This window comes from Hyphococcus sp. D3-15 (assembly GCF_055809375.1).
The window spans coordinates 2,017,511-2,043,364 of sequence record NZ_CM147910.1 but is presented as its reverse complement, the minus strand read 5'-3'; the positions used below and the strand labels follow the sequence as shown (position 1 = coordinate 2,043,364).

Sequence of the window (25,854 nt, the reverse complement as noted above, 5' to 3'; positions counted from 1 at the left end):
ACTTCCTCCTTCGCATACGCGCGCGAAACGCGGAGGAACTGCTTTAATATTTGAACGCAACGCCAAACTTCGCAGACCAGCCATATTCTTCAAATTGCGAATTCAGATCGCCATAAGCAGGGCTGCGGATAACAGCGACGAAGGGCTCGTTGTTGACGTTCTTGAACTCCGCAAACAGGCGGAACTGGTCGGTCACGCGGTATTTCGCCGAGATGTCGAATTGCAAATGGTCAGCGACGATGCGGTCGATATCGTCGCCATTCTCATCTTCTGCAACGGACAGATCATCGAGATATTCGTCGCGATAGGTTGCCGCAAAACGCAGATCAATCGGGCCTTTTTCGTAACCGATGACGCCGGTGGCGACATGCTTCGACTGGCCGGGAATGGTGATCTCACGACCGTCAAGCAGCGTCGCTTCACTGTCGATATAGGTGTAGTTGGCGCTGATGATGAACCCGTCAAGCAAGCCCGGCAGGAAGTCCAGCGGCTGCTGCATGTTGAGTTCGACGCCGAACAACGAAGCGTCAGGCACGTTGGTGTAGGTCTCGACTTCCTCGAAGAAGATGCCGCTGATCGTCACGTCTTCGTCCTGGGTCGATGCGATCAGGTCGGAGATGTCTTTATAAAATACGCCAGCGGAGAGGACCGATTTATTGCCTGGATACCATTCCAGCGATGCGTCGAAATTGTGCGCTTGCTGGCGTTTCAACAGAGGGTTTCCGGCTTCGCCCTCATTGTCGTCATTGACGAGCGCACGCGGCACGATCGCTTCCATATTCGGACGCACGATCGTTTTATAATAACCAAGGCGAACCAGCACTTCGTCTGTCAGGTTGTAACGGACATTGATGCTGGGCAGCCAGTCCGTGTAGGAGCGGCTCACATCGACCGTCTGCGCATAGACTTCGTCGCCGTCATCATCCGCGACCAGTTCAGCATCCACGGGAACAACCGCGCCGGGTTCATAAAGGTTGAAACCCGAAGCATTGTATTCCGTGTGTTCCATCCGGACGCCAGCCACAACGCTGCCATTCGTTGCAAACTGGCGCTGGAACATTGCGTAACCGGCATAGACATCTTCGTCAGCGACAAAATCAGCCGCAATCGATTCAAGGGCCGTATCAACAATCTCGAGTTCGAACTGGTCGATATTGTCGAAGAAGAAATTGCTGAACAATTCCCGGTCGATCACTGGCCCGATATTGTCGAGGCTGTAATCCACCATTGTCGCAAACTGCGTCAGCAGCAGATCGTCCTCGCTGTCGAAACCGCCATAGACATCCAACTGGAGGTCGTAGGATTTCTTGCGCATGCGGACTTTGCCGCCGGTCTTCAAGTAGCCCGGTGCGCCGAAAAGATCGACATCGACGCGCAAATTGGCGTCAAAGGCGAGCTCGTGATCCTTGGCGACGCCATTGGTGTGCTCGACGCCGTCAAATTCATAATTGTCGGAGTCGAAATAATCCGTTTCCGCCGTCGCATCGGGAAAATAGAGTTGCGGCAGGATGGTGTCGGAAACGTCAACGCCGAACAGGCCGGTGTCGAATTTCGCACGGAAACCGCCGTCGAGACGATCCGGTTCGCTTTCTTCCGCATAGGAGTAGGAACCCGACCAGTCAAACGTCACCGGACCTGAATTATATTCAGCGCCGCCGACAATCGCCCAGATCGTCTGGTCTTCGTAACGGTCCTTGATGTCGCGGTCGACTTCGAATTCGTCGCCTGCAGCGCCGTCAAACACAGCCAGATCGCCGCTGCTGTCGGCTTCTGAGAAGTCAGGATCGCCGAATTTGTTTTCGACGCGGCTTCTGATCTCGGCATCGGAGAAATCAGAATACAGCCCGTGCACGTAAAGCAGCAGCAGATCCGTCGCCTGATAATCGACATTGAGCGCAGAAGACAAGCGTTTGCGAGTGACCTGATAGTCGCGCAGTTCCAGCTCTTCTGGATAAATTACGGTTTCGTCGAGAATCCACTCGCCGTCATTTTCGATGTTCTCCGAGCCGAATTTGCGGGACTGATAGGCAACCGAGCCCGCAACGCCGAGACGACCATCGAGAAAGTTGTTGGCGAAGGCGCCGGAATAACGCTGGCCGAATTCATCCACCTGATCGGTGTAGATGCCAGCGGCTTTGAGCGACAGGAAGAGATCTTTCTGGTCGAGCCCCGAGAGCGTCGAGATTTCAACATTGCCGCCAATCGAGTCGCCGTCCACATCGGGGGTCAGCGACTTCGTAATGGTGATGCCGGAAAGGATGTCGCTGTCGATCACGTCGAGCGGCACCTGACGCTGATCGGCGTCCGGCGACGGCAGGCGCACGCCGTTGATCGTCGTCGTCACGAAGTTCGGGTTGGCGCCGCGGATCGAAACATAACGGCCTTCGCCCTGGTCGTTCTGAATGTTGACCCCGACGGCGCGGCGTGCCGCCTCCGCGACGTTTTCGTCCGGCAATGCGCCAATCGCATCAGCGGAAAGAACGGTGATGACCTTGTCGGATGATTTTTGCTGGCTGAGCGCGGAATTGAGCGCGCCGCGCTGGCCGATCACGAGAATGTTGTCCACCAGCGCCAGCTCGTCGCCGAGGCTGATATTCTGACGCACTGTGGCGTCTTCGCTTGGCACGGACACGCTGACGGTTTTGCTCTCAGCGCCAACATAAGTGATGACCAGCGTATATTCCCCGGCGGGCAGATTGGCTAAACGAAACTCGCCCGCCCGGTTCGTGGCCGTCGAGGCGCCGGTTTCGGCAATGCGTATAATTGCGCCTTCCAGCGAAACCGCTTCGCTTTGGTCGCTTATGCGGCCTTCAATGACGCCTGCGAGCGCCGGGAGCGGCGAAAAAGCAGCAATAACGAGTGCGGAAGCCGCGGAAGCGGACAGCAAAGATCGATTCATGGATAGCCCCACCAAAATACTTACCGTCGCGCCCTTGCCCCTTTTTTGTTACGAGACCGTGACGCCGTCATGACGGAAATGTAAAACTGGCGTGCTTACCCAAGTTAGATTTACACAAGAGCCGAAACTGCCACAAAATATGCGCACCGTTTGCGCACCCCATCCCTATCCACTAGCCTGCGCCGAAAATTTCCGGGAGGAACGCATGTCGCAAGAAACCATCATCAAAGTGAGCGCGGACGCCGCAAAAGACACGCATGCCGACAAGGCGGGGGCCGTCGCCCTGCGTGCAAGCGCGCGCAAAGACCCTGAGGGTTTCTGGGCGGATGTGGCCGGCCGGCTCGACTGGTCGACACCCTTCACCAAGGTCAAAGACGTTTCCTTTGCGGCGGATGATCTTCACATTCGCTGGTTTTATGACGGCGAACTGAATGCCTGCGTCAATTGCCTCGACCGGCACCTGCCCGAAAAAGCGAACGACATCGCGATAATCTGGGAAAGCGACGATCCCGGCGTCGCGAAAAAAATCACCTATGGCGAAGCCTTCGAGGAAACCTGCCGGATGGCGAATGTCCTGAAGGCCCGCGGCGTCAAGCGCGGCGACCGCGTCGTCATCTATATGCCGATGATCCCTGAGGCGGCCTACGCCATGCTCGCCTGCGCCCGCATCGGGGCGGTGCATTCGGTCGTCTTTGGCGGTTTTTCTCCGGAAGCGCTCGCCAGCCGCATAGACGATAGCGGCGCCATCGCCGTCATCACCGCCGATGAAGGCGTGCGCGGCGGCAAATCCGTTCCGCTCAAGGCCAATGTGGACAAGGCGCTTACGCTGCATGACACAAAGGTCCGCCTTGTCCTCACCGTGGAGCGCACCGGCGCGAAAGTCGCCATGAAGTCCGGCCGCGACCTGTTCTGGCATGGCGAAGCGCGGGGCGACGTTTCGCCTGACTGCCCCGCCGAAGCGATGAACGCCGAAGACACGCTGTTTATTCTGTATACCTCCGGCTCCACCGGCAAACCGAAAGGCGTGTTGCACACGACGGGCGGCTATCTCACCTATGTCGCCTACACTCATGAAATGGTGTTCGATTACCGCCCCGGCGAGATTTACTGGTGCACCGCGGATGTGGGTTGGGTCACCGGCCATAGCTATATCGTCTACGGCCCGCTGGCCAATGGCGCGACGACGCTGATTTTCGAAGGCGTCCCGACCTATCCGGATGCATCCCGTTTCTGGCAGGTCATCGACAAGCATGACGTCAATATTTTCTATACGGCGCCGACCGCCTTGCGCGCGCTGATGCGCGAGGGCGATGACTGGGTGAAAAAAACCAGCCGGTCGTCATTGCGCCTGCTCGGTTCGGTTGGCGAACCGATCAATTCCGAAGCCTGGCTGTGGTATTACAATGTCGTCGGCGACGGCAAACATCCGATTGTCGATACCTGGTGGCAAACGGAAACCGGCGGCATTCTCATTTCGCCCTTGCCCGGCGCCACGGATTTGAAACCAGGCTCCGCGACGCTTCCCATGCCGGGCGTCTTCCCGGAAATCGTCGACGCGAATGGCAAGGTTCAAGAAGGCGCATGCTCGGGCAACCTTGTCATCACCGATAGCTGGCCCGGGCAGATGCGCACCGTTTATGGCGACCACCAGCGCTTCATCGACACCTATTTCAAAACCTATCCGGGCGCCTATTTCACCGGCGACGGCGCGCGCCGCGATGCGGACGGATATTACTGGATCACCGGTCGCGTCGATGACGTCATCAACGTCTCCGGCCATCGCATGGGCACGGCGGAAGTCGAAGCCGCCATCAATGAGCATGATCAGGTTGTGGAGTCTGCTGTTGTCGGCTTCCCGCATGACATTAAGGGACAGGGCATTTACGCCTATGTGACGCTGCTTGCGGGCGGCGAACCAACCGCCGAAATGGAAAAGGAAATCATCGATGTGGTGCGCCGGGAGATTGGCCCCATCGCCAAGCCGGACCATATCCATTTCACCCCGGCCCTGCCGAAAACCCGCTCCGGCAAGATCATGCGCCGCATTCTGCGCAAGATCGCTGAAAACGATTTCGGCGCGCTGGGCGACACCTCCACCCTCGCCGATCCGGGCGTCGTAGACGCGCTGATCGAGGGCCGGAAGAACCGTTAAATCTCTGCAAGGCGGATCATTCTTAACAAACCGGAAACGCCCGGCCTTTAGTCTTTCGGCAAAGCAAACGCCGAGAGACCTATGGCTACGCTCGCCGCAGAATTTTCCCATGCGCGCCGCAGCGACTGGAGCATTCCGGTCGCAGCCTATGGGCTGTTTGCTGCGGTCTGCGCATTTGCCTTTAACCCGGCGGCGCTTTCCATGGCGCAGACCTGGCTGACGTCTTCCACCTACCATCATGGCGTCGCTGTCGCGCCGCTGGCTCTGGTGATGATCCTTTCGCGCCCGCGTATCGACCCTGCGACCGGGCCATTGTTTCTAGTCGGCGTCATTCTCGCTTCACTGTTCTGGCTGGCGGGCCATGCTGCGGGCGTCGCCCTGGTGGAGCAATTCGCCTTTGTCAGCGCCTTGATCGCCGGCGCCGGCGTATTTTTTGGCGCGACGGCGTTCCGGCTCTGGCTGCTGCCGCTGCTCTTTCTCTACTTCATGGTCCCCTTTGGCGAGGTTCTGATCCCCGTCCTGCAACAGGCGACCGCGAACGCGGTGATCGCCTTGCTGAGCGTCGCCGGCATCCCCGCTTCCATAGACGGCGTGTTGATCAAAACACCGGCGGGCCTGTTTGAAATCGCGCGCGCCTGCGCTGGATTGAATTTCCTGTTGGCGGCGTTGATGATCGCCTGCGTCTACGCCAGCGAGACTTTTCAATCCTTCCGGGCACGGATGGGTTTTCTTGCCATCGCGACATTAATCTCACTTGCGGCGAACTTTCTGCGGGCCTTTTTGCTGATCCTGATCGCAAGCATCTCCGAGATGAAACTCGCGGTCGGACCGGACCATCTTGTCATCGGCCTCGGATTTTATGGCGCGGTGTTTTTGCTCCTGTTCTGGATCGGTTCGAAACTCAAAAAGCCGCGCGGCGTCGGCGCGGAGCATGCGCCGGTTTCAGCCCGCCGGGATTGGCGCGGCACGGTCGCAATTCTCGCCATCGCTCCCATTCTCGCCGCAACAGTTTATGCCCGGGTCGTTATCGACCGGCCGCCATCTGCGCCGGAGCAGACGCAAATCTCTCTGATCAATGTGCCCGGCTGGCGCATTCTTCCCGGACCGGAAAACTGGGCGCCGGCCATCAACGCCGACCAGTTGCGCATCAACACCTATGACCATGGCGGCGAGCGCGTCTATGTGGCGCTCGCAGGTTTCAGCCATGACCGGCGCGCCCGCGAAATCGTCAATGAAGGCAACCACGCCGCCGGGGGCGACTGGCGGCGCATCGCCCGGATCAAACGCGTCATCTATCTGTTCGGCAAATCCGAACCCTTGTCATTCGACATTCTCGCCGGACCGGAACGGCGCCGGCTTGTCGTCCTGACCGTCTGGTGGCGCGACAGCGCGGTCTACACCAACCCCGCCGCCTTCAAATTCGCGCAAATGAAAGACAAGCTTCAGGGCCGCAACCCGCCGGGCGGGATGATCATCGTCGCATCCGATTATGCAGGCGAACCGGCGGACGCCCTCGCCCGCATTCGCGATTTCACCGGCGCGGCGGAGCGTTTCGGCGTCTGGCGCGAACGCAATGGCGGCGCGCGCTAAACCATATGTGCGGCATAACAGGCATTTTTGATCTGGAAGGCGAGCGCGAGATCGATCGCGGCGCCTTGCAACGCATGACCGATGCCCTCGCCCATCGCGGCCCCGATGGCGAAGGCTATTTCTATGCGCCCGGCGTCGGCTTCGGTCATCGCCGTCTCGCCATCATCGACAGGCATGGCGGCGCTCAACCCTTTCTCGCGCAAACGCGCGGCGCTGTACTCACCTATAATGGCGAGATGTATAATTTTCACGCGCTTGCCGGACGGCTTGACGGCGTCGCGCTCAAAACCCGGTCAGACACAGAACTTATGGCCGAAGGACTGGCCTTAAACGGCGCAGACTTTCTCGATCAGTTGCGCGGCATGTTTGCGTTCGGTTTTTGGGAACCGCAATCGCGCCGGCTTACGCTCGCCCGGGACCGGCTGGGCGAGAAGCCGCTCTATTATGCCGAGACCGGCGACGGATTCCTGCTTTTTGCTTCGGAAATCGGCGCCCTCGCCGCATCCGGTCTTCTCGATCTCAGCATCGATCCGCGCGCCGCAGCAGACTATTTCTTCTATGGCTATGTGCCGGACCCGAAAACCATCTATCGCGGCGTCTACAAGCTGCCGCCGGCGCATATGCTTCAAGTGGAGCGCGGACAAACGCCGCGGCTTGAACGGTACTGGCGCCCGGTCTTCGCCGACGCCGCCGCCCCGCCTTTTGAAGACGCCGCAGAAATTCTGCGCGCGAAAATCGATGAAGCCGTAGCGCTGCAAATGCTGTCGGACGCCCCGCTCGGCGCCTTTTTATCCGGCGGCGTCGACTCCGCGAGCATCTTGTCCTCAATGGCGGAAACCGGCGCCCGCCCGACGACCTGCACCGTGGGGTTCGACGAAAGCGCCCATGATGAGCGCAGCATCGCGCGCGAGATCGCCGCGAAATTCGGCGCCGCGCATCACGAAACCTTCGCAGAATGCAGCGCGACGGCGCTTATCGACGCCATCGCCGAAACCATGGGCGAGCCTTTCGCGGATTCCTCTGCGCTGCCGTCTTATCTGGTCGCGCAGGAAACGCGCCGTCACGTCACCGTCGCGCTATCCGGCGATGGCGGCGACGAGATTTTCGCCGGCTATCGGCGCTACCCGTTTTTCATGGCGGAAGAGAAAATGCGCGAGCTTGCGCCCGCGCCTCTGCGCGCCGGGGTGTTCGGCCCGCTTGGCGCCGCCTATCCGAAACTCGACTGGGCGCCCAGATATTTGCGCGCCAAGACGACCTTTCAGGCGATCGCACGGTCCAGCGCGCAGGGCTATGCCGCTGCGGCCGCCATCAACCTGCCCTCGCGCATGACCTCCATGCTGCATGAGGATTTCAAACGCGCTCTTGGCGGCTATGAGCCGGAAACGGTGATTGTCGACGCCATGCGCGACGCCGGAAGCGAAGACTCGCTCGCCCGCGCGCAATATGCCGATCTGATGACATGGCTTCCCGGGAGAATGCTAGTCAAAGGCGACCGCACCTCCATGGCCCATGGCCTCGAAATGCGGCCGCCCCTGCTCGACCATAAACTCGTGGAATGGGCGGGCGCGCTCCCTGCTGAATACAAGCTGAAAGCCATGGATGGGAAGCGCATTCTGAAACACGCCTTTGCGCCGCGCCTCGGCGCCGATTTCGTCGCGCGCAAGAAACAAGGCTTCGCGCCGCCGCTCAAGGAGTGGATACGCCGCAAGCACAACAATCCCGCCCTGAGGCTAAACGCATCACGCCATTGGCGCGAAAGCGGATTGTTCAATGAAAAGGCTGTTGAAGCGATGGTCGCCGCCCATCAAAGCGGCGGCGCGGACTGCGCGCAGGAAATCTGGACCGTCATCATGTTCGATGCGTTCCTGCGCAACACCCGCCGCTAGGCTTTGATCAGGGCGCGCACCTTATTGCGCCAGGTCGGCCGCTCCACCACGAAGGATGTCAGGATGGTTTCCGGTTCCCCGAGCCGCGCCTTGTATTCTTCTTCTCCCGCCAGCAGATCATAGGTTTCAAAACCATTCTCCTGGTAGTATTGCGCCGCAAGCGCATGGGCGACAAAACCGGGCGTGACTCGATTATCATCTTCAATGTGAAAACCGCTTTGATAATTCATGGCGCGCTTGCCATGAACGAAATTATAGAGAACAGCGATCGTTTGGTCCCCGGCGCGCACTTCAAACAAATGCAAATTCTGCGGCGCGCTTTCCCAAAGGCGGTCATGAAACGCATTGAAATGCCGATTGGCGAACACCCTTCCTGGCCTTTTCCGCGCCAGCGCGTTTCATGCAATGTTTTCAGCTTTTCATATGCGGCGCGTTTTTCTTCCGGCGTTTCCGCCAGCGCGCCGGTCAGCGGACCGCGCTCATTATAAAGCTCCATCGACCGGCGGATCTTGGTCCGCAGCGACTTGCTCAAGCCGGACCCGAGTTCATCTTCATCCAGCGGGCAAACATAAACCGGCTGTTCGCGCAAAATATGGGCGGGATAACCACGCCCCGCCGCCGCACACAACACCGCCGACATCATGCGCATGCGCGCATTACGAAACACAAAGGAATCCGCTGACGCGAAATAATCCATGATTGCGCCGGCCGCTTTAATCCGCAGCGGCGCAGCGCCTTCGCGCGGCGTCAGGAAGTCGAGATATTCCGGATAGATGGAATCACGCTTCGGGTCGCCAAATTCCTGAAACCAGATTTCTCGCGGCCCGAGCCCCATATAATTGCGACCGGACGCCGCCAGAACGCCCATCAGCGCGACACGCCCGTCTTCCGTCACCTCGACCTTGAAAAGTTCAGTTTCATTCGGCGCGCCAGCCAGCCAGGATTTCATCCAGTCCGGCGACTGAAAGAAGCCGGCATCCGGCGTCTCGCCATACAGGCTGGACCAGTCGGTCAGGAACTTCTCGCGGTCCGTAAGCGGGGTGACTGCGACTTCAACCATGGCGACCTCGCACTTCTTCAAACAGACCGCGATAAGCGGCGATCATTCGTTCCAGTGAAAACGCTTCCTTGGCCTTACGCTTGTTTGCAGCGCCGATCACCGCGCGCGCCGACGGATTCTGCAGCAATTGCGCCAGCGCATAGGCGTAGGCTTCGTCATCGCCGACGGGGGTAATGTAGGAAAGATTCTCATCCGCCACCATCTCCGCAATGTCGCCCACATTGGTGGACACAACCGGCAGGCCTGCAGCCATCGCCTCCATCAGGCTGATGGGCGCCTGTTCGGTGTTTGAAGACAGCGCGAATATGTCAAACCGGGCATAGGCGTCCGCCGCCGCCGCTGTCGGGCCGGGCATGGAAATCCGCGGGTCGTCATTGGCGGCGCCAAGCAGCGCCTCATGCTGAGGACCGGCGCCGAAAATTTCCAGCCGCGCGCGCTTGTCGATATCCGCTTTGCGAAAGGCGTCGATCAGGCGCCTATAATTCTTTTCCGGCCGCAACGACCCGAGCGATCCGACCACCAGCGCATCATTATGGCCGCGCTTGCCGCCCTGAAGACCGCCGAAATCGACTCCATTCTCGATCCGCCGGACCCGTTTCAATCCCCATTGCACAATCGCCGCGCTTTCAAGCGCGCGCGAGGGAACAACAACCTCAGCATTTTTTAACAGGCGGCGGCGCGCACGAATGCGCCGCGGGAGTTGCCGGTCAATGGTTTCTTCCGGGCCGAAGCCGTCTTCAAAATGGATATGCGGCGTGCGCGGACCGAACCTATTGGCGACCACCGCTTCGATTGAGCCCCAATTATAGGTGCACAGAATGTCCGGGCCCGCTTCGCCGATCAGCCGCCGCAATTTCAATATATTCGACAGGCTGAAACCGCTGGTCTTTTTCAGCGTCAGCGCGCCGAAAGCGACGCTGCTCTCCTCTGCAAGCAATGCGCGGGCGGCGTGGTCGCCGTCCAGTGCAATGATGGTATGGCGATAGGAGGGCCCGAGGCCGCGAATAATCGCCGCCAGCCGCGCTTGCTGGCCGCCATAGGAGAAGCTCGGAATGACGTGCAGCAGCGCCGTTTCTCCGCCCGTTCCGACGCTTTGCCCTGGCTCTTGCATGGCGTTTTATGTGACAGGTTTCGCGCCTCGCGCAAAGACTTGTCAGATCGGCCGCAAGCCCGGATAAAGTCAGGCGAGGACGGCGATCATGACCAAAGACATCACCATTCGGACCGATCTGCGCTATGGCGACCTTGGCCGCATCATCACGCTGCATGGCGAAGGATATGCGCAGGAAGAGCAATTTTCCGGGCTCGCCTTTGAAGCCTATGTGGCGCGCACCGTGGCCGATTTTGTCATCGACAATGAAGCCAGGGGCCGGATCTGGCTGGCCGAGCAAGGCGCCGACCTCGTCGGCTGCACAGCGATGGTGGACCGGGGCGGCAAAGGCCAACTACGCTGGGTGATCGTTTCACCCAAGGCGCGCGGAACTGGCCTCGGCAAGAAACTGGTCCACGAAGCTATTGCCTATGCGCAGGATCAAGGCTGGAGCGAAGTCATGCTGGAGACGACGACAGGGCTGCCCGCTTCCATGGATATCTATCGCCGTCTGGGTTTCGAAGAAGTCAGCCGCGAAGAAGCTGAATTGTGGAACCCGCACGCACAAACGCTGATCATTATGCGCAAGGCGCTTGCGTGATTGACGGCGGCGCCCTGTACGAAACATTGCGCCGGCCGCCGGTTAACGCCCCGCTATTGCGTGATCGTGAAAGTGTATTTGTACGGAATATAGATCTTGAGCTCGAGCGGGCCTGACCGCTCCCAGCGCACGACTTGCTCCAACCCTGACAGGTCAATCTCCGAGGCGCCTACTGCGGCGCGCTGGCTTTCGGCGTCTGCGCGGATCGCCGTTGTCAATTCCGGCCTGTAGCGCTCAACATCGACGACCGATAGCTGCGGGTCGCCCTTATCAACTGCAATCGTGCGGCCTTCGGTCTTCAACGAGTCCACAAACTGCTCGATACGCTCAACAGCGGCGCCAAGAGACTTGGCGTTTTCCCCGGCAAGAGTCTTGATCACAACGGTCTGCACCGAAGTGTCGGCGCGCCCGTACTGGCTGGAGAAGACGCCGCTCCGAACTGATGTGTACGGTATTGGAAAATACAACGTGTCATAGGCGTCTTCATATTCGATCAGCGTTGAAAGCTCGATGTCTTTACGCTTTCCCGCCGCCGCGATCAGGTTCTCAAGCGTCTTCGTCAGTTCGCGCCTGCGCTCCCGCGCGTCACGCGTATCGCAAATGAAGTCATAGCTGATCAACACATAATCAGCATTACGCTTCAGCGTAACGGTCGGCACAACGTCCTGCGAAAATCGCGCGAGCCGCGAGCCCGTGACGACAATTTCATCACCAGATTGCGCAAATGCCTGCGCACTGCAAAGAGCGAGCGACGCCGCCATTACAGAAGCTATTTTTTTCATATGATTACCCTCCCGCGTATACGCAGGGGATTTTGACACTAATGCAGCGAAATTGGTAGGTGCGCGCTGATCAGGCGTAGATGTCGGTGAAAAGCTGATCCGTCGCCGGCTCCGGACTTTCCAGAGAAAAGTCCGCCGCCTCCTTGACGATCGCCTTGATCTCCTTGTCGATCTCTTTCAGCGCCGCCTCATCCGCAAATCCATTATCGGAGAGACGCTTTTCGCAGCGCTTGATCGGATCGGAATGCTCGCGCACATCGTCGACTTCTTCGCGGGTGCGATATTTCGCCGGGTCCGACATGGAATGTCCGCGATAGCGATAGGTCTTCATTTCCAGAATATACGGACCGTCGCCATTGCGCGCATGATCCACCGCCTGACGGCCGGCTTCGCGCACCGCAAGCACATCCATGCCGTCGACTTCCATGCCCGGAATGCCGAAAGCGGCGCCGCGGCGATAGAGATGCGTGTCGGAGTGGGAGCGTTTGACGCTGGTGCCCATGGCGTACTGATTGTTCTCGATGATGAACACAACGGGAAGCTTCCAGAGCTGCGCCATGTTCATCGCTTCAAAGACCTGCCCCTGGTTTGAAGCCCCGTCGCCGAAATAGGTGAAGCTCACCGAATTGGAGCCGCGATAGCGATTGGCGAAGCCGAGGCCAACGCCAAGCGGGATCTGCGCGCCGACAATGCCGTGCCCGCCATAGAACTCCTTTTCTTTGGAGAACATGTGCATGGAGCCGCCCTTGCCCTTGGAATAGCCGCCCTCGCGTCCGGTCAGCTCCGCCATCACGCCCTTGGCGTCCATGCCGCAAGCGAGCATGTGGCCGTGATCGCGGTAGCCGGTGATCGTCTGATCGCCTTGATGCTTCACGGCTTCCATGCCGACAACCACCGCTTCCTGCCCGATATAGAGGTGGCAGAAACCGCCAATATGACCCATGCCGTATAGCTGGCCCGCGCGCTCTTCAAAGCGCCGGATCAGCAGCATGTCCCGGTAATATTGCAGCAGCTCTTCCGTCGTCGCGGAAAGGTTGGTTTTGCTCTTGTCGCCGTCGGCCATTGATAGGTCTCCCGAATTCGGCCCTGTCATACGCGGACCAGCCCCCGCGAACAAGCGGCGGCGGGGAATTGCGAGGCGCCAAAAGGGAAAAAGCCTAGCGTTTAGGCTGGTTAAGCAGCCTGTCGAGCTCGCGGCGGGAAATCACTACGTCGCCGTCCTGGGTATAGCCAAGCACCGCCCGGATGCGCTCATCGAGAATATCCGGGTCGAGAGACTTGGAATTGAGGAGATCCGCCCGTTTTTCAAGCTCGCGGCGGCGGGTTTCCAGGCCTTCCAGCTCAGCCGCGCTCGCTTCTGCGTCCTTGCGAAGCTGGCTCAGCGCCCGATAGCCAGTGTCGCTCGCCGCCGCGCCATAGAGCAGCACGCCGGTCAGACACATGACGAGGGCGGGAAACGCAATGTCGAGAAGGAAGCGGATACGCAACATCTTCGAGTTCTTTTTTTGATTGCGTTTTAAAAGAATCAATCTGGGTTAACGAAGGGTTAACGCCCGATTTCTTTTTACAGGTCCAGCGCCAGCGCCTGATCGCAGCGCCGCTCCAGCGCCGCCTCCGCCGAGGGGACGAAGCCGAACTTCGCATAGAGGCCGAGCGCCTCTTCCAGCACCCGCGCCGTCTGCAATTCGATCCGGCGAAAGCCGAGCTCGCGCGAACGGGCGATGGCGTGCGTCAACAGCCGCTTGCCCAATCCACGGCCACGCGCCGACGGCTTGAGATACATTTTGCGCAACTCGACGACGCCCTCGCCCATTGGCCACAACCCGACAGTGCCGACGATGTCGCCCTCCGCCGTTGCAAGCACGTCAAACGCGCCGCCTGCGTAAAATTCTTCAAGGTCATCGAGATCCCGGTCCGTGGTTTTCGGCGCGGGATCGAGACCATACTCATCGAGCACCGCGAAAATCAGGGCGCGAATTTTGGGACGGTCTTCGTTTGTCGCCGGACGAATGACCGGCGCTTCCTTTTTTCCGGGCTGCGCGATGATTGTTGGTTCATGGGACAATTACTTCTGGCGTGACACTTGTTTCATAGGCGGCGCCGGCGCGATTATAGCCGAAAGTCACCGGTCCGCTATCGGCGAATGTGCTGCAATTACGGTCATAGACTGGCATTCCGTTCGCCCTGGTGATCAAATCGCCCGCCTCAAGGGCGGCGACGTCCGCCGGTCCGCCGGGCTCAACCGCACCGACTTCAAAGCCTTCTCTATGCGGAAGCAAGGACATGCCAAGGCCGTTCACCGGCGGCGTTGCGATCTCTCCCTCGGCGACGGGCGTGGCGCGAGCCCGCTTGTTCTTGAGGTCGATGGTCCAGACGAAATGTTTCATCTGCCTGGCGCCGAACAGTTCCGTCTCGGGCACGTCGGAGATAACGGGATCGTCAAAGACAACGCCGGCGAAGACAATCTCGCCGTCCAGCCGCCCGTCCTGACGGCTCTCCACCTTGTCGAGCCTGAAGGCGTTGGTTGATCGCGCCGGCGCAGAGACCATCGGAAATTGACGGATATTGTTGAGCGAGAACCCGCCGGAAGACCCTGAATCGAGCAAAATGCGTTTTTTCTTTCCGGCGATGGAAACACCAACCCAGGTGCGTTTGTCCTTGCCCTTGATGGAAATATTGGATGGGTCATTTGTTCGCTCGACCGATCCTTCCGCCAGGGTCAGCGTCCCCGCCCCATAATCAAGCTCAATCAGAAAGTCCTTGAAAACATCGACAGCGAGAATGCCGTCAATCGACCGCCCCAATCCAAGGCTCAGATGATCAAGGTCTAAAATCCGCGCCGTCAGCCTATTGATGGTGAGATCGCCGGACGAGGCGTCTTTAATATTGGCCCGTCTGGCGGCGTCGACTTTAATTCCCGAAACACGCTCAATCGAGATCCGGATCGACATAGGACGCCGATGCGCCGGTATCGTAGATGAACCACAAGGTGCGTTCGTCAGGCGTCCGGCCATCATCGCGATTGAGCGTCACCGGGACTAGAAACAAGCCCCGGCACATTTGCGCGCCCAGCGAATAGCGCTTTTCCTGCGCCTTCGCTGAGCCTGTGCAGAACACAGCCAATAGCGCCGTCAGGTAAAAGACTGCCGAAAAACGCGTCACACGGACCGTAGGAAAGCCGCGCCCGCATAGCGCGCCGTATCGTCAAGTTCCTGCTCGATGCGCAACAATTGATTGTATTTCGCGAGCCGGTCGGAGCGCGCCAGCGAGCCGGTCTTGATCTGCCCGCAATTGGTGGCGACCGCGAGATCTGCGATCGTCGCATCCTCGGTCTCGCCGGAACGATGCGACATGACCGCTGTGTAGCGCGCGCGATGGGCCATATCGACAGCCGCCAGCGTTTCGGTGAGCGTGCCGATCTGATTGACCTTGACCAGAATTGAATTGGCGCAGCCCTTTTCGATGCCGTCGCGCAGGCGCTTTTCATTGGTGACGAAAAGATCATCGCCGACGAGCTGGCAGTTTTTGCCGATCATGTCGGTCAGCGCTTTCCAGCCTTCCCAGTCATCTTCGGCCATGCCGTCTTCGATGGAAACGATGGGATAGCGCGCCACGAGGTCGGCGTAGTAATTCGCCATGCCGGCGGCGTCCAGCGACTTGCCTTCGCCCGCAAGCTCGTATTTGCCGTTTTTGTAAAACTCGGTGGATGCGGCATCGAGGGCGATGAACACATCTTCCGCCGGGCGGTAGCCTGCTTTTTCAATCGCGCTCATGATGAAGCCGAGCGCTTCATCGGTGGATTTGAGATTTGGCGCGAAGCCGCCTTCGTCGCCCACATTGGTGTTGTGACCGGCATCCTTCAGGCCTTTTTTCAAGGTGTGAAAGATTTCCGCGCCCATGCGCAATGCATCGGCGAAACTCTCCGCGCCGAGCGGCATGATCATGAATTCCTGGATGTCGATCGGATTATCGGCATGCTCGCCGCCATTGATGATGTTCATCATCGGGGCCGGCAGGACGCGCGCCGAGACGCCGCCCACATAGCGGTAGAGCGGCAGCGCCGACGCGTCAGCGGCGGCCTTGGCGACGGCCAGAGAAACCCCGAGAATGGCGTTGGCGCCGAGGCGTGATTTGTTTTCCGTGCCGTCGAGCGCGATCAGCGTCTCGTCAATCAGGGTCTGATCCTCGGCCTCAAAGCCCGACAAAGCGTCAAAGATCTCGCCATTGACCGCTTCCACCGCCTGCAGGACACCCTTGCCGCCATAACGCTCGCCGCCGTCACGCAGCTCATGCGCCTCATGAGCGCCGGTGGAGGCGCCTGACGGGACCGCCGCACGGCCCATCGAGCCGTCTTCCAGCGTGACATCCACTTCGACGGTGGGATTGCCGCGGCTGTCGAGAATCTCGCGGGCGAAAATGTCGGCGATAGCAGTCATGTAAAGGCTCCGATTGTTGTCCGGAGCCTCTATAGCCTGACAGGGAATGAGCGCAACGGGCGCGGCGGCCTAATCCTGCGCTTTGGGGCCTCGAGACGCTTACTTACGGTCGTTCTGATTGTTTCGCGGCTTGTATTCGTCATTTGGCCGCCTGTTCTGCGGCCTTGATCTGGGCGTCGGCCGGGGCGCGGCCGGTTTGGCCGCCGGCGGCGCAGGCTGGGCTGATGGCGGCGGCGAGGACTGGGCTGGCGGCGGCGCAGGCTGTTGTTTGGGCGGCGGGTTGCGCCGGTAATCGCGCGCTGCGGGCGGACGGGTCGAACGCGCCGGCGGCTGGACCGGCGGGGAAGCGTCAGCCGGGCGATTTCGGCCGCCGCCGCGATAAACCGGAGCGGCGTCGCCGCCCTCGCTGCGACCCCCACGATTATAGTCGCCGCGATCCCGGCGCTTCCGGTCGCCATCCCCGTGATCGCGCCCGCTATGATCGCCCCGGTCTCGATGCCCATCACGATGTTTGTCGTCACGGTGATTGTCGCCTCTGTGACGGTCGCCGCGATGGCGATCATACCGTTCACGGCGATGCGGCGGGTAATAGCCGCCGCCGCTGCGATAGCTGAAATCAAAGTAATAGCCGTTGGTCGGCCCCCAGGCGCCATAGCGCCCATACCACGGCCAGGACGGCGCATAGTAAGACCCGCCATAGGCCGAACTGTTATAGGAATAGCGGTCATAGGCGCTGGCGAAGCACTGATTGGCGCCGACCTCGCACTCCGCATGGCACGCGGAATAATCGCGCTCGTCGCCGGCGACCTCTTCGCAATAGCGGTAGCAGGCGCCCGCTTCCGCGTCGCAGGCATCGAATGCAGTCTGATATGGGTAAGTCACGCAGCCGGCGAGCATGAGGAATGCCGGCGCAAAAGCGGCTTTGAAAAACGTCATCCCCGAGAATCCTTGTCTGGGCCCCACACCCGGACGACAGGATAAGACGGCAGCGCGCAAATGCAAACGCCGCCCCGTGGGGCGGCGTTCGAAACCTTCGAATAGGACGAATAAACGCCTAGTCGTCTTTCGCCTCAAGAACCTGACGACCGCGATATTTGCCGGTTTTCAGGTCGATATGGTGCGGACGGCGCAGTTCGCCGGAATCCTTGTCTTCGATGTAAGCGGCTGTGCCGAGTTTATCGTGGCTGCGGCGCATGCCCCGCTTGGCGGATGTTACTTTTCTCTTGGGGACGGCCATGGAAACCTCTAATCGCCAGTGTTCTAGTCAGTGTTCTAAATCGTCTGCGCTTGTCACAACCGGCAGGGCGAAGGGCCCCGAGGGCGAGCGCGCTCGAATAGGAAGCTCGGTCGTCTAAATCACGGCGCCCGGCTTGGCAAGGCTATCTTCAGCGCGGGCCCGGTTTTTTTCCCCAGATTAACCAGAATCCGGCGATTTGCGCATTTCCCTTCAGGCGCTGGAAAGCGCCAGGGCCTATAATGGCCCGGTCGTGATTGGGGAATCAACTGTGCGCTATCTGGTCTTCGTCTCATTGGCCCTCGCCTTTTCGCTTGCCGGCGCGCTTGACGCCCGGGCGGGAGAAAGCGCCGTCGCGGCAAAAGAGCTCCGGCAGGCGGCTTTTCCGGAGGCAAGCCAATCCGACCAATCGGGAACCGGCTCGGTATTCGTTGACCTGATGGCGGCCGATTTTTTTGAAAGCAATCTGCGCCTGTCACAGTCGCGGCGCATAGAGGCGGAAACCGCCCAGCGATATCTGGAGCTGGATCCTGCCAGCCGCGCCCGGTTCCGTACCGAGCGCAAACGTCAATGGCGTGAAATGCATGAAAGCGAACGCGCCATGCTGCGCGGGGCCAAACGGCCGCGTTTCACCAATCTCAGCGAAACGCAGAAAGAAACTTTCCGGCAAATTGCGGCGCAACAACTCAACGCCGCCCCCCGATCCGTCGCCCAGTCCGCCCCCCATTCCGATATTGGGCCAGCATCACAACTGGCCAGGGGCGACATCTAGGCGAGGCAAACGCTAGCCGTTAAGACGAGCGCGATGAGTGACGAGATATTCGCGCGCCAGCCGCTGAGCTTCTGCAACCTCTTCCGCAGTCATTTCATTCGCAAGCTCGGCGCGGTAAGCGCGCGCTTCCAGATTGCCCTGCATTGCGGCGAGGTTGAACCATTTATGCGCGGTGATCAGATCAAACGCGCCGCCTTCTCCCACTGTCGAAGCTTCAAGCCCCAAACGGTACATTTCTGCGTCACTCAATAATGGCTCGGCCATATCGAGCGTTTCCACACCCATTGCGATTGTCATTGCGGTAGCCCCTTGTTTTGCACGACCGTCCGCGTCCCTTGCTGACGGATTAACCATGTGAAGGATGAAAGGGCCGAGACTAAAATCCCGTTAATGACGAATTATCCTATTGTTTACGTTTCAAAAAGGTTTTGTTAAGCTTTGAATTAATCTGCATACAAACAAAAACGCCGGACCAACCGGCCCGGCGCTGTAAAATAGTGTAACAACCGTCTTCGTTATTCTGCGTCGTCGTCAGGTATTTCGTTCAGCTTTTCGAATGCGCCCAGGCTGCATGAACCCGCAAATCCGCCAAAGGAATCGAGCACGCGAATAATGTCGCCGCGGCACATTTGGCCGGTCGTGGATTCTCGGGAATAGCGGCGTTCCCGCCCCAGCCCCGCACACCGGTTGTTCAGCTCATTGAGATAGATGTCGCCGCCCGCCTCAACCAGCATTGCATAATCGTCGAGAACGGTCGTGTTACGTACGGTTCGCAAGGGCAAGCACGATACATGCTCGCCGGTCTTTTCGTATTTTGCGAGCACGTCCTCTGCGCTTGCCGGACGCGCAAGCGCGCTTACGCAAAAACCTGCGGCGACCGCTGCGGCGCTCGCCGCCAAACCGATGCGCGCCAGAGAAAAGCGAGGGTGAGGAGTTTTCATCTGTCGCCTGCCCACGCCTAATCTTCTTCCGGCTGCGGCGCGTCTTGAAGTTTTTCAAAATCATTCAAGCCGCAAGAACCCGCGGTAAACCCGCTTGTGCTGTCCACAACGGTAATAATCTCATTGCGGCAGAGCTGCCCGCCATTGACCGTGTACTGAATGTGATAACCGCCCCGGCTGGCGCCAGAACAACGGTGAGAAAGCGTGTTCAGGTAATAGTCGCCATTTCTGGTCTCGACCAGAAAATGATAATCGTCGATCGCATCGATGGATCGAGATCTGGGTGAGGCTGAGACAGGATTTCGTCTCCCCGGTCGGTTCGAAATCCGCAAGTCTCTCCGCCGCTTTCGCAGACAGCTCAGGCCCTGACGCTGCCGTAGCGCATCCAACACCTGCAATGGCGAATACGCCCGCCAACAGAAGTTTCTTATCCATAATATCCTCCGTGCGCCCCTGCCCGGCGACGCAGCCGCGAATGCGAGTGCGCCTGCATCAATATATACGAAATTCTCTCAAGACGGAGAAACCGCCTCTTCAATTTCTTGCGAGGCGTTTCAGGCAGGAAGCTGGAATCCGGGGGTTGATTGTGAAATCGCTATTTCTTCCGCGTCCATCTCTGCGGCGACCTCGGCGAATAGCGGCGTAGACAGATAACGCTCGCCGGTGTCGGGCAGCATGGCGAGAATAGTCGATCCCTTTGGCGCCGATTTGGCGACTTCCATAGCGCCGGCAAAGGTCGCCCCGCCGGAAATGCCGGTGAAAATGCCTTCCTTTTTGGCCAGCGCCTGGGACCACATGATGCCGTCAGCCGGCGGCGTCTTCACAACCTGATCGATGACGCCGGCGTCCACCGCCTCTGACGTGATCTTCGGGATGAAGTCCGGGCTCCACCCCTGGATCGGATGCGGCGTCCAGGCGGGATGAGAAGATTTCGGACTTCCGTCGGGATTGCGCTCCTGCGGCGCGCCGCTCGACAGCATGGCGGAGTCAGGCGGCTCACAAACAATGATCTTGGTGTCGGGGCTGTGCTTTTTCAAAACGCGCGACACGCCGGTCAAGGTGCCGCCTGTGCCGAAACCGGTGACCCAATAGTCGAGCTTTTCACCCTTGAAGGCCTCAATGATTTCCGGCCCCGTCGTGCGCTCATGCATGTCCGGGTTGGCGTCATTTTCAAATTGCCGGGTCAGGAACCAACCATTTTTCGCGGCAAGCTCCTTGGCTTTTTCAACCATGCCCGTGCCCTTCGCCGTCGCCGGCGTCAGCACAACCTTGGCGCCGAGAAACCGCATCAGCTTCCGGCGCTCAACAGAAAAGCTTTCCGCCATCAACACCACCAGCGGATAGCCCTTCGCCGCGCAGACCATGGCGAGACCAACGCCGGTATTGCCGCTGGTGGCTTCCACCACGGTCTGGCCCGGTTTCAAATCGCCGGACTTTTCAGCCGCTTCAATCACGCCGAGCGCCAGCCGGTCCTTCACGGAACCGAGCGGATTGAACGCTTCGAATTTGACGTAGAGATTGACGCCCTCCGGCGCGAGGCGGTTGATGCGAATGACCGGTGTATTGCCGATCGTGCTGAGGATGCTGTCGTGTTTTTGAGCCATGTCTCTCTCCTGAATTGTCGGGAACTTAAGCCTGCAGGGCGGAATGATCAATCACACCCCGCAGGATCATGGCGTTAGCATCTTATGCGGCGCGTTTACTCGGCGGGCGGCCCCGCGAGGTCTTTCAGGATGACGTACCAGTGGTCGAGCCCGCCATAGAAGGAGTCCACCGCAAGGCGTTCGTTCAGTCCGTGGGCGAACATGTCGCTCGATTTGCTCCACGCGCCTGCAATCGCAACGGTGTCATACCCTTTGTTGCGGTAATGCATACCGTCGGTGCCGCCGGATTCCATGTAGGGAATGATGGGCGCGTCCACTCCGCTCGCCGCGAGGGATTTCTGGATCGCCGCCAGCACGTTCGGGCGCAATTTCGATTCCGGGCTTTCCGTGACTTCGGCGGTAAGAGTGAATTCCACAGCATCATTGTCGATAACTTGCTTCAACGCTTGTTCCGTCGCCGCAGCGCCATTGCCGGGAAAGATGCGGCAATTGACGGTCGCGGTCGCCGATTGCGGCAATGCATTTTCCGCATGTCCCGCGCGCAGCATCGTCGCAATGCACGTAGTGCCCGTCGTGCCGACCGTTTCAGGATTAGCGCGCAGCGCCGCAATCGCCTTTTTGTCTTTGGGGTTTTTCGAAAAGGCGATCATCGCCTTGCCGAGATCGCCAGGCGTCACCTGACCCGCAGCGGCGAAAGAGGCGAGCGTTAAATCCGAATATTGTACGGGAAACTTGAAGGCTTCAATTTTTTCGAGCGCATGCGCAAGCTCATAAATCGCGTTGTCGGCGCGCGGACGGGAGGAATGGCCACCCGGATTTTTAACCGTCAGCTCAAAAGTCGCGTAGGTCTTTTCCGCGCCCTGCACGGCGTAATAGATCGGCGATCCGTCCGGAGCAAGCACGCCGCCGCCTGCATCGCTGTTCAATATAAATTCCGGGTCTATGTTTTCCGCGACATAAGCCGCCTGCGCGCGTGTTGAGACCATGCCGGTTTCTTCATCGCCGGAAAAGACGAGAACAAGATCACGGTTCGGCGTCCATCCTTCTTCTTTCAGACGAATAAACGTCTGGGTCAGATTGGTGACGCCATATTTATTATCGGTCGTGCCGCGCCCGAAGAAGTAGCCGTCTTCCTCCGTCAGCGTGAACGGCGCGCGCTCCCAATCCTTGGCCAGCGCATCGACGACATCCATATGCCCAAGCAAGACGATTGGCTTCTTCGCCGGTTCTCCGTCAGCACGAAAGGTGACCATCAGGCCTTGCGTTTGCTCACCTTCGATGTCGTAATTTGTGACTTGTATATCCCCTTCCGCAAATCCGGCGGCTTTGAATTGCCCAACCAGATAGCCGACCATCGCCGGAACCTGTTCCTGTCCCTTGGCCGTGCGGAACGAGATCACCTTCTCATAGATGTCCCGCGCCATTTGTTGGTGATCAGTGAGATCGCGCGCCTGCGCTGTAGACGTGGCGAGAATGGCTGTTGAAACGGCGAGAAATGCACGGAAAATCATGGAGCCCCCAAATTGGCCGGCTGGCCGGAATTAAACGAAACGCGACACTAGCGGAATTCGCGAGAAAGTCATGACGGGACTGGAGGCTTCCGTTTATTCTGCAGCAGTCTTGTCTTCGACCAACCGACTACTATCGAGAACTTTGACGATATAGTCCTCATCGACCGCGGAAACGATTGGCGTCGCCACTTCCAGCATCGGCGTGCCGGCCCAACCTTCGATCTGGTTGCCCCACCAGTTCTTGGCGAAGGCGCTGCCGAAATAATATGGCGCCATGTTCTGAATGTGCCGTTCTACGCGGGAGCGCGATGCGAGCCCCACCGCCTCCATCTGAAACATGTTGTCCCATTGAAGCATGACGGAAACGAGATGCCCTTCGACAATTCGAATTTCCGCATCGCTCATTTCCTCGGGCGCTCGAACCGATTTCGTCCATGCGGCGGCGGCCGCCGGCGATGACAAACTCAATTCAATTGCCGCGAGACGGTCATTCTTTTCCGCCTCCATCGCTGCGCGGGTGAGCGTTGCGTTCTGGCGCACCTCAATGATGAGAATAATCAGGCCGAGCACGACGCCGATATTTGCGCCGAGCGTCAGCCAGCGATTGACGTTGTCGATCTTCTTCTCTGAAGTCATACCCCTCCCCCATATTGCCGGGCGCAAACCGGCGAGACGCATTATGCGTGTTTCACTCGGCGCTATTTAGACGCCGAGTTTCTTTTTCAAAATCTCGTTGACCGCTTGCGGGTTCGCCTTGCCCTGCATTTCTTTCATCACCTGCCCGACGAACCAGCCAAAGGTCTTCGGCTTTTCCTTGACCTTGGCGACCTGTTCGGGGTTCGCGGCGATGATCGCATCCACGACTTTTTCGATGGCGCCGGTGTCGGTCACTTGTTTCAGGCCGCGCTTGTCAACGATCTCCGCCGGCGAGCCGGTTTCCTCACCGTCAAACATCAGCGCAAAGACATCCTTGGCGATCTTGCCGGAAATTGTATTGTCTTTGATCAGGCCGATCAGTTCGCCCAGATGCGCTGCGCTGATCGGGCTGTCTTCAATGTCCTTGCCCGCTTTATTGAGCGCGCCGAACAGTTCGCCGGTCACCCAGTTCGACGCCAGCTTGCCGTCGCGGCCTTTCGCGACTTCCTCAAAATAAGCAGCGCTCGACTGATCCGCAGCCAGCACCGCCGCGTCATAGGGCGTCAAACCATAATCGGCGATGAAGCGGCGCTTTTTCGCGTCTGGCAATTCCGGCAAATTCGCCTTGATCTCCTCGACCCAGGCCTGGTCGATTTCCAGCGGCAGCAAATCCGGGTCCGGGAAATAGCGATAGTCATGCGCGTCTTCCTTCGAGCGCATGGTCCGCGTCGTGCCGGACTTCACATCAAACAACAGCGTTTCCTGATCAATCGTTCCGCCTGCTTCCAGCACTTCGATCTGGCGGCGCGCCTCATAGTCGATCACCTGGCGCACATAGCGCAGGGAGTTGACGTTCTTGGTTTCCGTCCGTGTACCGAGATATTTGAAGTCGCCGGTTTCCCGGAACTTGTCGTAATTGCCGGCGCGGCAGACGGAGACATTAACGTCGGCGCGCATGGAGCCTTCTTCCATATTGCCGTCGCAAGTGCCGAGATAGCGCACGATGGAGCGCAGTTTGGAAAAGTACGCCGCGCCCTCTTCCGCCGTGCGCATTTCAGGCTTGGAGACAATCTCCATCAGCGCGACGCCGGAGCGATTGAGGTCGACATAGGATTCTTTCGGCGCAAGGTCGTGGATCGACTTGCCCGCATCCTGCTCAAGATGCAGACGCTCGATCCCGACCATGATGGTTTGCCCGCCTTCCAGCTCAACCTCGATCTCGCCCTCGCCGACAATCGGATCCTTGTATTGCGAGATCTGATAGCCCTGCGGCAGGTCGGGATAGAAATAGTTCTTGCGGTCGAAACGCGACCAGAGATTGATCTTGGCGTTGAGGCCGAGCCCGGTGCGGATCGCCTGTTCGACGCAAAATTTGTTGATTACGGGGAGCATGCCCGGCATGGCGGCGTCAACGAGGCTGACATTCTCGTTCGGGCCCGCGCCATATTCGGCCGAGGCGCCGGAGAACAGCTTTGACTTGGAGGAGACCTGGGCATGGACCTCAAGCCCGATCACCATCTCCCAGTCGCCGGTTGTTCCTTGCAGCAGTTTTGTCGGCTCCGCGCCCATCTTCGTCCTCATTAACTCAGCGTTTGCGCCCTCTTAACGGGCGGCGCGGGCTTTCGCAAATGGCTTGCGCCCGCAATTCTTCCTTGCGGGACGCCGGGATCGCCCGCCAGTCCGTATCGCTCAAAGCCCCATCCATAGCGTAGAGGAGATTGAGATTGGCGGGGCGGCCTTGAATGAAGGAAAGGCGGCGGAACGCCTCCGCCGCGCCCAGCGCCGCCAGTTCCTCGGGACAGGTCACATCGATCTCTTTCAGCATGCGCTCCGAAGCCGGTCCGAGATTGCGCATCTCGCGAATACGCATCAGTTCGCTTGAGCTTTCTCAATCACCCGGCTGATCGCCCGATGGACGCGCCGGGGATATTGCAGCTCCAGATAATGGGTGCCGCCCGGAATGATTTCGAGACCGGCGCGGGCCTTGGGCAGAACCCGCATCAGCTTCTGCGCATTGGACTTCGGCACCAGCGCGTCAAAGTCCCCATGCAGCACCTCGACCGGCGCCTCGATCTTCGCGGCCCGTTCAAGCAGCGGGCCGATCTGGCTGCGGCGCCCGGCGATTTCGTTCCTGACCTTGAGCCAGCGGTTCGGCACATAAGGCTCGATGCCGTTGACCGCGCCGAGCTTTTCAAGCTGCAGCGCATAGTCATGCGGCTCGTCAATCAGCGCCGCAACCGTGACGACGCCCTTTACGACATCGGGAAAATCCAGCGCGGTTTTCAGCGCCAGTTCGCCGCCATAGGACACGCCGAGGGTGATGATCTTCTTGTCGCCAAACTCCCCGCCCGGCAGGAACGGCGTCGCCGCCGCCACCTGCTCGTCAAAATCGGGATGGCATTCCCGATGGCCGCGGCCGAAACCGGGCCGTGACAGAACCACCATGTCGAGCCCGGCTGGCGCAGTCCGCAGCAGGCGGGAAAACAGAACCTTGTTGCAGGGCGTGCCCGGAAACACGATCACCCGCCAGTCGCCGCCGCCCTTGAGATGATAGGCGTCGCTCTCAAGCGGGCGCGACAAGGGAGCCGTGTAGCTGATCTCCTGAAATCCGCCGAACATAAGACCCTTCCCCTTGATATCGCTCAAATTGTCTCAATCTG

26 protein-coding genes are annotated in these 25,854 nt (G+C 59.3%); 5 read left to right on the top strand and 21 right to left on the bottom strand.

Annotation, left to right across the window (positions count from 1 at the left end):
• Positions 1–43 precede the first annotated feature (43 nt).
• Entirely contained in the window at positions 44–2,899 is a 2,856-nt protein-coding gene (locus tag AC0L8G_RS10145) for a TonB-dependent receptor (RefSeq protein WP_473388743.1), read from the bottom strand.
• 205 nt (positions 2,900–3,104) lie between these two features.
• Between AC0L8G_RS10145 and acs the strand changes: the two genes are divergently transcribed.
• From acs to asnB, 3 genes are all read left to right on the top strand, one after another.
• Positions 3,105–5,051 carry an acetate--CoA ligase gene (gene acs / locus AC0L8G_RS10140; RefSeq protein WP_473388742.1) on the top strand — a complete coding sequence of 649 codons (1,947 nt, stop codon included), beginning with the start codon at positions 3,105–3,107 and terminating at the stop codon, positions 5,049–5,051.
• An 81-nt stretch (positions 5,052–5,132) separates the two neighbouring features.
• Positions 5,133–6,641 carry an exosortase A gene (gene xrtA, locus AC0L8G_RS10135; protein WP_473388741.1) on the top strand — a complete coding sequence of 503 codons (1,509 nt, stop codon included), beginning with the start codon at positions 5,133–5,135 and terminating at the stop codon, positions 6,639–6,641.
• 5 nt (positions 6,642–6,646) lie between these two features.
• A complete protein-coding gene (gene asnB, locus AC0L8G_RS10130) occupies positions 6,647–8,527 on the top strand; it encodes an asparagine synthase (glutamine-hydrolyzing) (protein WP_473388740.1) in 1,881 nt (626 codons plus the stop codon).
• Here the strand turns inward: asnB and AC0L8G_RS10125 are convergent.
• Both AC0L8G_RS10125 and AC0L8G_RS10120 read right to left on the bottom strand, forming a co-directional pair.
• A complete protein-coding gene (locus AC0L8G_RS10125) occupies positions 8,524–8,895 on the bottom strand; it encodes a GNAT family N-acetyltransferase (RefSeq protein ID WP_473388739.1) in 372 nt (123 codons plus the stop codon). The two genes, asnB and AC0L8G_RS10125, sit on opposite strands and share 4 nt — an antisense overlap.
• A 684-nt stretch (positions 8,896–9,579) precedes the next feature.
• On the bottom strand, positions 9,580–10,698 hold the full coding sequence (locus AC0L8G_RS10120) for a glycosyltransferase family 4 protein (RefSeq protein ID WP_473388738.1): 1,119 nt from the start codon (positions 10,696–10,698) through the stop codon (positions 9,580–9,582).
• Positions 10,699–10,786: 88 nt separating this feature from the next.
• Here AC0L8G_RS10120 and AC0L8G_RS10115 point away from each other — a divergent pair, with 88 nt between their 5' ends.
• A complete protein-coding gene (locus tag AC0L8G_RS10115) occupies positions 10,787–11,278 on the top strand; it encodes a GNAT family N-acetyltransferase (RefSeq protein WP_473388737.1) in 492 nt (163 codons plus the stop codon).
• Between the two features lie 53 nt (positions 11,279–11,331).
• On the opposite strand, the gene AC0L8G_RS10110 is transcribed toward AC0L8G_RS10115, so the two are convergent.
• The 9 genes from AC0L8G_RS10110 to rpmF all read right to left on the bottom strand — a co-directional run bounded on the left by AC0L8G_RS10110 (position 11,332) and on the right by rpmF (position 17,733).
• On the bottom strand, positions 11,332–12,060 hold the full coding sequence (locus AC0L8G_RS10110; RefSeq protein ID WP_473388735.1) for a hypothetical protein: 729 nt from the start codon (positions 12,058–12,060) through the stop codon (positions 11,332–11,334).
• A 70-nt stretch (positions 12,061–12,130) separates the two neighbouring features.
• On the bottom strand, positions 12,131–13,123 hold the full coding sequence (gene pdhA / locus AC0L8G_RS10105; protein WP_473388734.1) for a pyruvate dehydrogenase (acetyl-transferring) E1 component subunit alpha: 993 nt from the start codon (positions 13,121–13,123) through the stop codon (positions 12,131–12,133).
• Between the two features lie 94 nt (positions 13,124–13,217).
• A complete protein-coding gene (locus AC0L8G_RS10100; protein ID WP_473388733.1) occupies positions 13,218–13,550 on the bottom strand; it encodes an FtsB family cell division protein in 333 nt (110 codons plus the stop codon).
• 74 nt (positions 13,551–13,624) lie between these two features.
• A complete protein-coding gene (locus tag AC0L8G_RS10095; protein WP_473388731.1) occupies positions 13,625–14,125 on the bottom strand; it encodes a GNAT family N-acetyltransferase in 501 nt (166 codons plus the stop codon).
• Positions 14,115–15,011 (bottom strand): PDZ domain-containing protein, encoded by an 897-nt coding sequence (locus tag AC0L8G_RS10090; protein WP_473388730.1) that lies wholly within the window; start codon positions 15,009–15,011, stop codon positions 14,115–14,117. Before AC0L8G_RS10090 ends, AC0L8G_RS10095 begins: the two co-directional genes overlap by 11 nt.
• Entirely contained in the window at positions 14,989–15,222 is a 234-nt protein-coding gene (locus tag AC0L8G_RS10085; RefSeq protein WP_473388728.1) for a hypothetical protein, read from the bottom strand. The genes AC0L8G_RS10090 and AC0L8G_RS10085 overlap by 23 nt, the downstream gene beginning before the upstream one ends.
• Positions 15,219–16,496, bottom strand: coding sequence for a phosphopyruvate hydratase (gene eno / locus AC0L8G_RS10080; RefSeq protein WP_473388726.1), 1,278 nt, complete (start codon positions 16,494–16,496; stop codon positions 15,219–15,221). The genes AC0L8G_RS10085 and eno overlap by 4 nt, the downstream gene beginning before the upstream one ends.
• A 99-nt stretch (positions 16,497–16,595) precedes the next feature.
• Entirely contained in the window at positions 16,596–17,432 is an 837-nt protein-coding gene (locus tag AC0L8G_RS10075; RefSeq protein WP_473388725.1) for a hypothetical protein, read from the bottom strand.
• A 118-nt stretch (positions 17,433–17,550) separates the two neighbouring features.
• Positions 17,551–17,733: a 50S ribosomal protein L32 gene (gene rpmF / locus AC0L8G_RS10070; RefSeq protein WP_473388723.1), complete on the bottom strand. Its 183-nt coding sequence runs from the start codon at positions 17,731–17,733 to the stop codon at positions 17,551–17,553.
• A gap of 196 nt (positions 17,734–17,929) precedes the next feature.
• On the opposite strand from rpmF, the gene AC0L8G_RS10065 reads away from it, so the two are divergent.
• The gene (locus AC0L8G_RS10065; RefSeq protein ID WP_473388722.1) at positions 17,930–18,502 is read left to right on the top strand and encodes a hypothetical protein; all 573 of its coding nucleotides are present in this window, start codon (positions 17,930–17,932) and stop codon (positions 18,500–18,502) included.
• A 12-nt stretch (positions 18,503–18,514) separates the two neighbouring features.
• Here the strand turns inward: AC0L8G_RS10065 and AC0L8G_RS10060 are convergent, their stop codons facing one another.
• The 9 genes from AC0L8G_RS10060 to AC0L8G_RS10020 form a co-directional block, all read right to left on the bottom strand.
• Complete coding sequence (locus AC0L8G_RS10060) at positions 18,515–18,799, bottom strand: hypothetical protein (RefSeq protein ID WP_473388721.1); 285 nt, start codon at positions 18,797–18,799, stop codon at positions 18,515–18,517.
• Between the two features lie 218 nt (positions 18,800–19,017).
• Positions 19,018–19,443 carry a hypothetical protein gene (locus AC0L8G_RS10055; RefSeq protein ID WP_473388719.1) on the bottom strand — a complete coding sequence of 142 codons (426 nt, stop codon included), beginning with the start codon at positions 19,441–19,443 and terminating at the stop codon, positions 19,018–19,020.
• A gap of 17 nt (positions 19,444–19,460) precedes the next feature.
• Positions 19,461–19,775 carry a hypothetical protein gene (locus AC0L8G_RS10050; RefSeq protein ID WP_473388718.1) on the bottom strand — a complete coding sequence of 105 codons (315 nt, stop codon included), beginning with the start codon at positions 19,773–19,775 and terminating at the stop codon, positions 19,461–19,463.
• A gap of 222 nt (positions 19,776–19,997) precedes the next feature.
• Positions 19,998–21,047, bottom strand: a complete 1,050-nt coding sequence (gene cysK / locus AC0L8G_RS10045) for a cysteine synthase A (protein WP_473388717.1) — start codon at positions 21,045–21,047, stop codon at positions 19,998–20,000.
• A gap of 95 nt (positions 21,048–21,142) precedes the next feature.
• Positions 21,143–22,558 (bottom strand): M20/M25/M40 family metallo-hydrolase, encoded by a 1,416-nt coding sequence (locus tag AC0L8G_RS10040; protein ID WP_473388716.1) that lies wholly within the window; start codon positions 22,556–22,558, stop codon positions 21,143–21,145.
• Between the two features lie 93 nt (positions 22,559–22,651).
• On the bottom strand, positions 22,652–23,194 hold the full coding sequence (locus AC0L8G_RS10035) for a hypothetical protein (protein WP_473388715.1): 543 nt from the start codon (positions 23,192–23,194) through the stop codon (positions 22,652–22,654).
• A 66-nt stretch (positions 23,195–23,260) separates the two neighbouring features.
• Positions 23,261–24,763, bottom strand: coding sequence for an Asp-tRNA(Asn)/Glu-tRNA(Gln) amidotransferase subunit GatB (gene gatB, locus AC0L8G_RS10030; protein WP_473388714.1), 1,503 nt, complete (start codon positions 24,761–24,763; stop codon positions 23,261–23,263).
• Between the two features lie 16 nt (positions 24,764–24,779).
• A complete protein-coding gene (locus AC0L8G_RS10025) occupies positions 24,780–25,064 on the bottom strand; it encodes a TfoX/Sxy family DNA transformation protein (RefSeq protein WP_473388712.1) in 285 nt (94 codons plus the stop codon).
• The gene (locus AC0L8G_RS10020) at positions 25,064–25,813 is read right to left on the bottom strand and encodes an alpha/beta fold hydrolase (RefSeq protein ID WP_473388711.1); all 750 of its coding nucleotides are present in this window, start codon (positions 25,811–25,813) and stop codon (positions 25,064–25,066) included. Before AC0L8G_RS10020 ends, AC0L8G_RS10025 begins: the two co-directional genes overlap by 1 nt.
• Between the last annotated feature and the right edge of the window lie 41 nt (positions 25,814–25,854).

Bases quoted from the DNA above. Each gene is read 5' to 3' on its own strand.
- AC0L8G_RS10075 (WP_473388725.1), bottom strand. From the start codon at position 17,432: ATGACGTTTTTCAAAGCCGCTTTTGCGCCGGCATTCCTCATGCTCGCC.
- gatB (WP_473388714.1), bottom strand. From the start codon at position 24,763: ATGGGCGCGGAGCCGACAAAACTGCTGCAAGGAACAACCGGCGACTGG.
- cysK (WP_473388717.1), bottom strand. From the start codon at position 21,047: ATGGCTCAAAAACACGACAGCATCCTCAGCACGATCGGCAATACACCG.
- AC0L8G_RS10120 (WP_473388738.1), bottom strand. From the start codon at position 10,698: ATGCAAGAGCCAGGGCAAAGCGTCGGAACGGGCGGAGAAACGGCGCTG.
- pdhA (WP_473388734.1), bottom strand. From the start codon at position 13,123: ATGGCCGACGGCGACAAGAGCAAAACCAACCTTTCCGCGACGACGGAA.
- AC0L8G_RS10145 (WP_473388743.1), bottom strand. From the start codon at position 2,899: ATGAATCGATCTTTGCTGTCCGCTTCCGCGGCTTCCGCACTCGTTATT.
- asnB (WP_473388740.1), top strand. From the start codon at position 6,647: ATGTGCGGCATAACAGGCATTTTTGATCTGGAAGGCGAGCGCGAGATC.
- AC0L8G_RS10025 (WP_473388712.1), bottom strand. From the start codon at position 25,064: ATGCGTATTCGCGAGATGCGCAATCTCGGACCGGCTTCGGAGCGCATG.
- AC0L8G_RS10060 (WP_473388721.1), bottom strand. From the start codon at position 18,799: ATGACAATCGCAATGGGTGTGGAAACGCTCGATATGGCCGAGCCATTA.
- AC0L8G_RS10110 (WP_473388735.1), bottom strand. From the start codon at position 12,060: ATGAAAAAAATAGCTTCTGTAATGGCGGCGTCGCTCGCTCTTTGCAGT.
- xrtA (WP_473388741.1), top strand. From the start codon at position 5,133: ATGGCTACGCTCGCCGCAGAATTTTCCCATGCGCGCCGCAGCGACTGG.
- acs (WP_473388742.1), top strand. From the start codon at position 3,105: ATGTCGCAAGAAACCATCATCAAAGTGAGCGCGGACGCCGCAAAAGAC.
- eno (WP_473388726.1), bottom strand. From the start codon at position 16,496: ATGACTGCTATCGCCGACATTTTCGCCCGCGAGATTCTCGACAGCCGC.
- AC0L8G_RS10020 (WP_473388711.1), bottom strand. From the start codon at position 25,813: ATGTTCGGCGGATTTCAGGAGATCAGCTACACGGCTCCCTTGTCGCGC.
- AC0L8G_RS10115 (WP_473388737.1), top strand. From the start codon at position 10,787: ATGACCAAAGACATCACCATTCGGACCGATCTGCGCTATGGCGACCTT.
- AC0L8G_RS10090 (WP_473388730.1), bottom strand. From the start codon at position 15,011: ATGTCGATCCGGATCTCGATTGAGCGTGTTTCGGGAATTAAAGTCGAC.
- AC0L8G_RS10055 (WP_473388719.1), bottom strand. From the start codon at position 19,443: ATGAAAACTCCTCACCCTCGCTTTTCTCTGGCGCGCATCGGTTTGGCG.
- AC0L8G_RS10100 (WP_473388733.1), bottom strand. From the start codon at position 13,550: ATGTTGCGTATCCGCTTCCTTCTCGACATTGCGTTTCCCGCCCTCGTC.
- AC0L8G_RS10035 (WP_473388715.1), bottom strand. From the start codon at position 23,194: ATGACTTCAGAGAAGAAGATCGACAACGTCAATCGCTGGCTGACGCTC.
- rpmF (WP_473388723.1), bottom strand. From the start codon at position 17,733: ATGGCCGTCCCCAAGAGAAAAGTAACATCCGCCAAGCGGGGCATGCGC.
- AC0L8G_RS10040 (WP_473388716.1), bottom strand. From the start codon at position 22,558: ATGATTTTCCGTGCATTTCTCGCCGTTTCAACAGCCATTCTCGCCACG.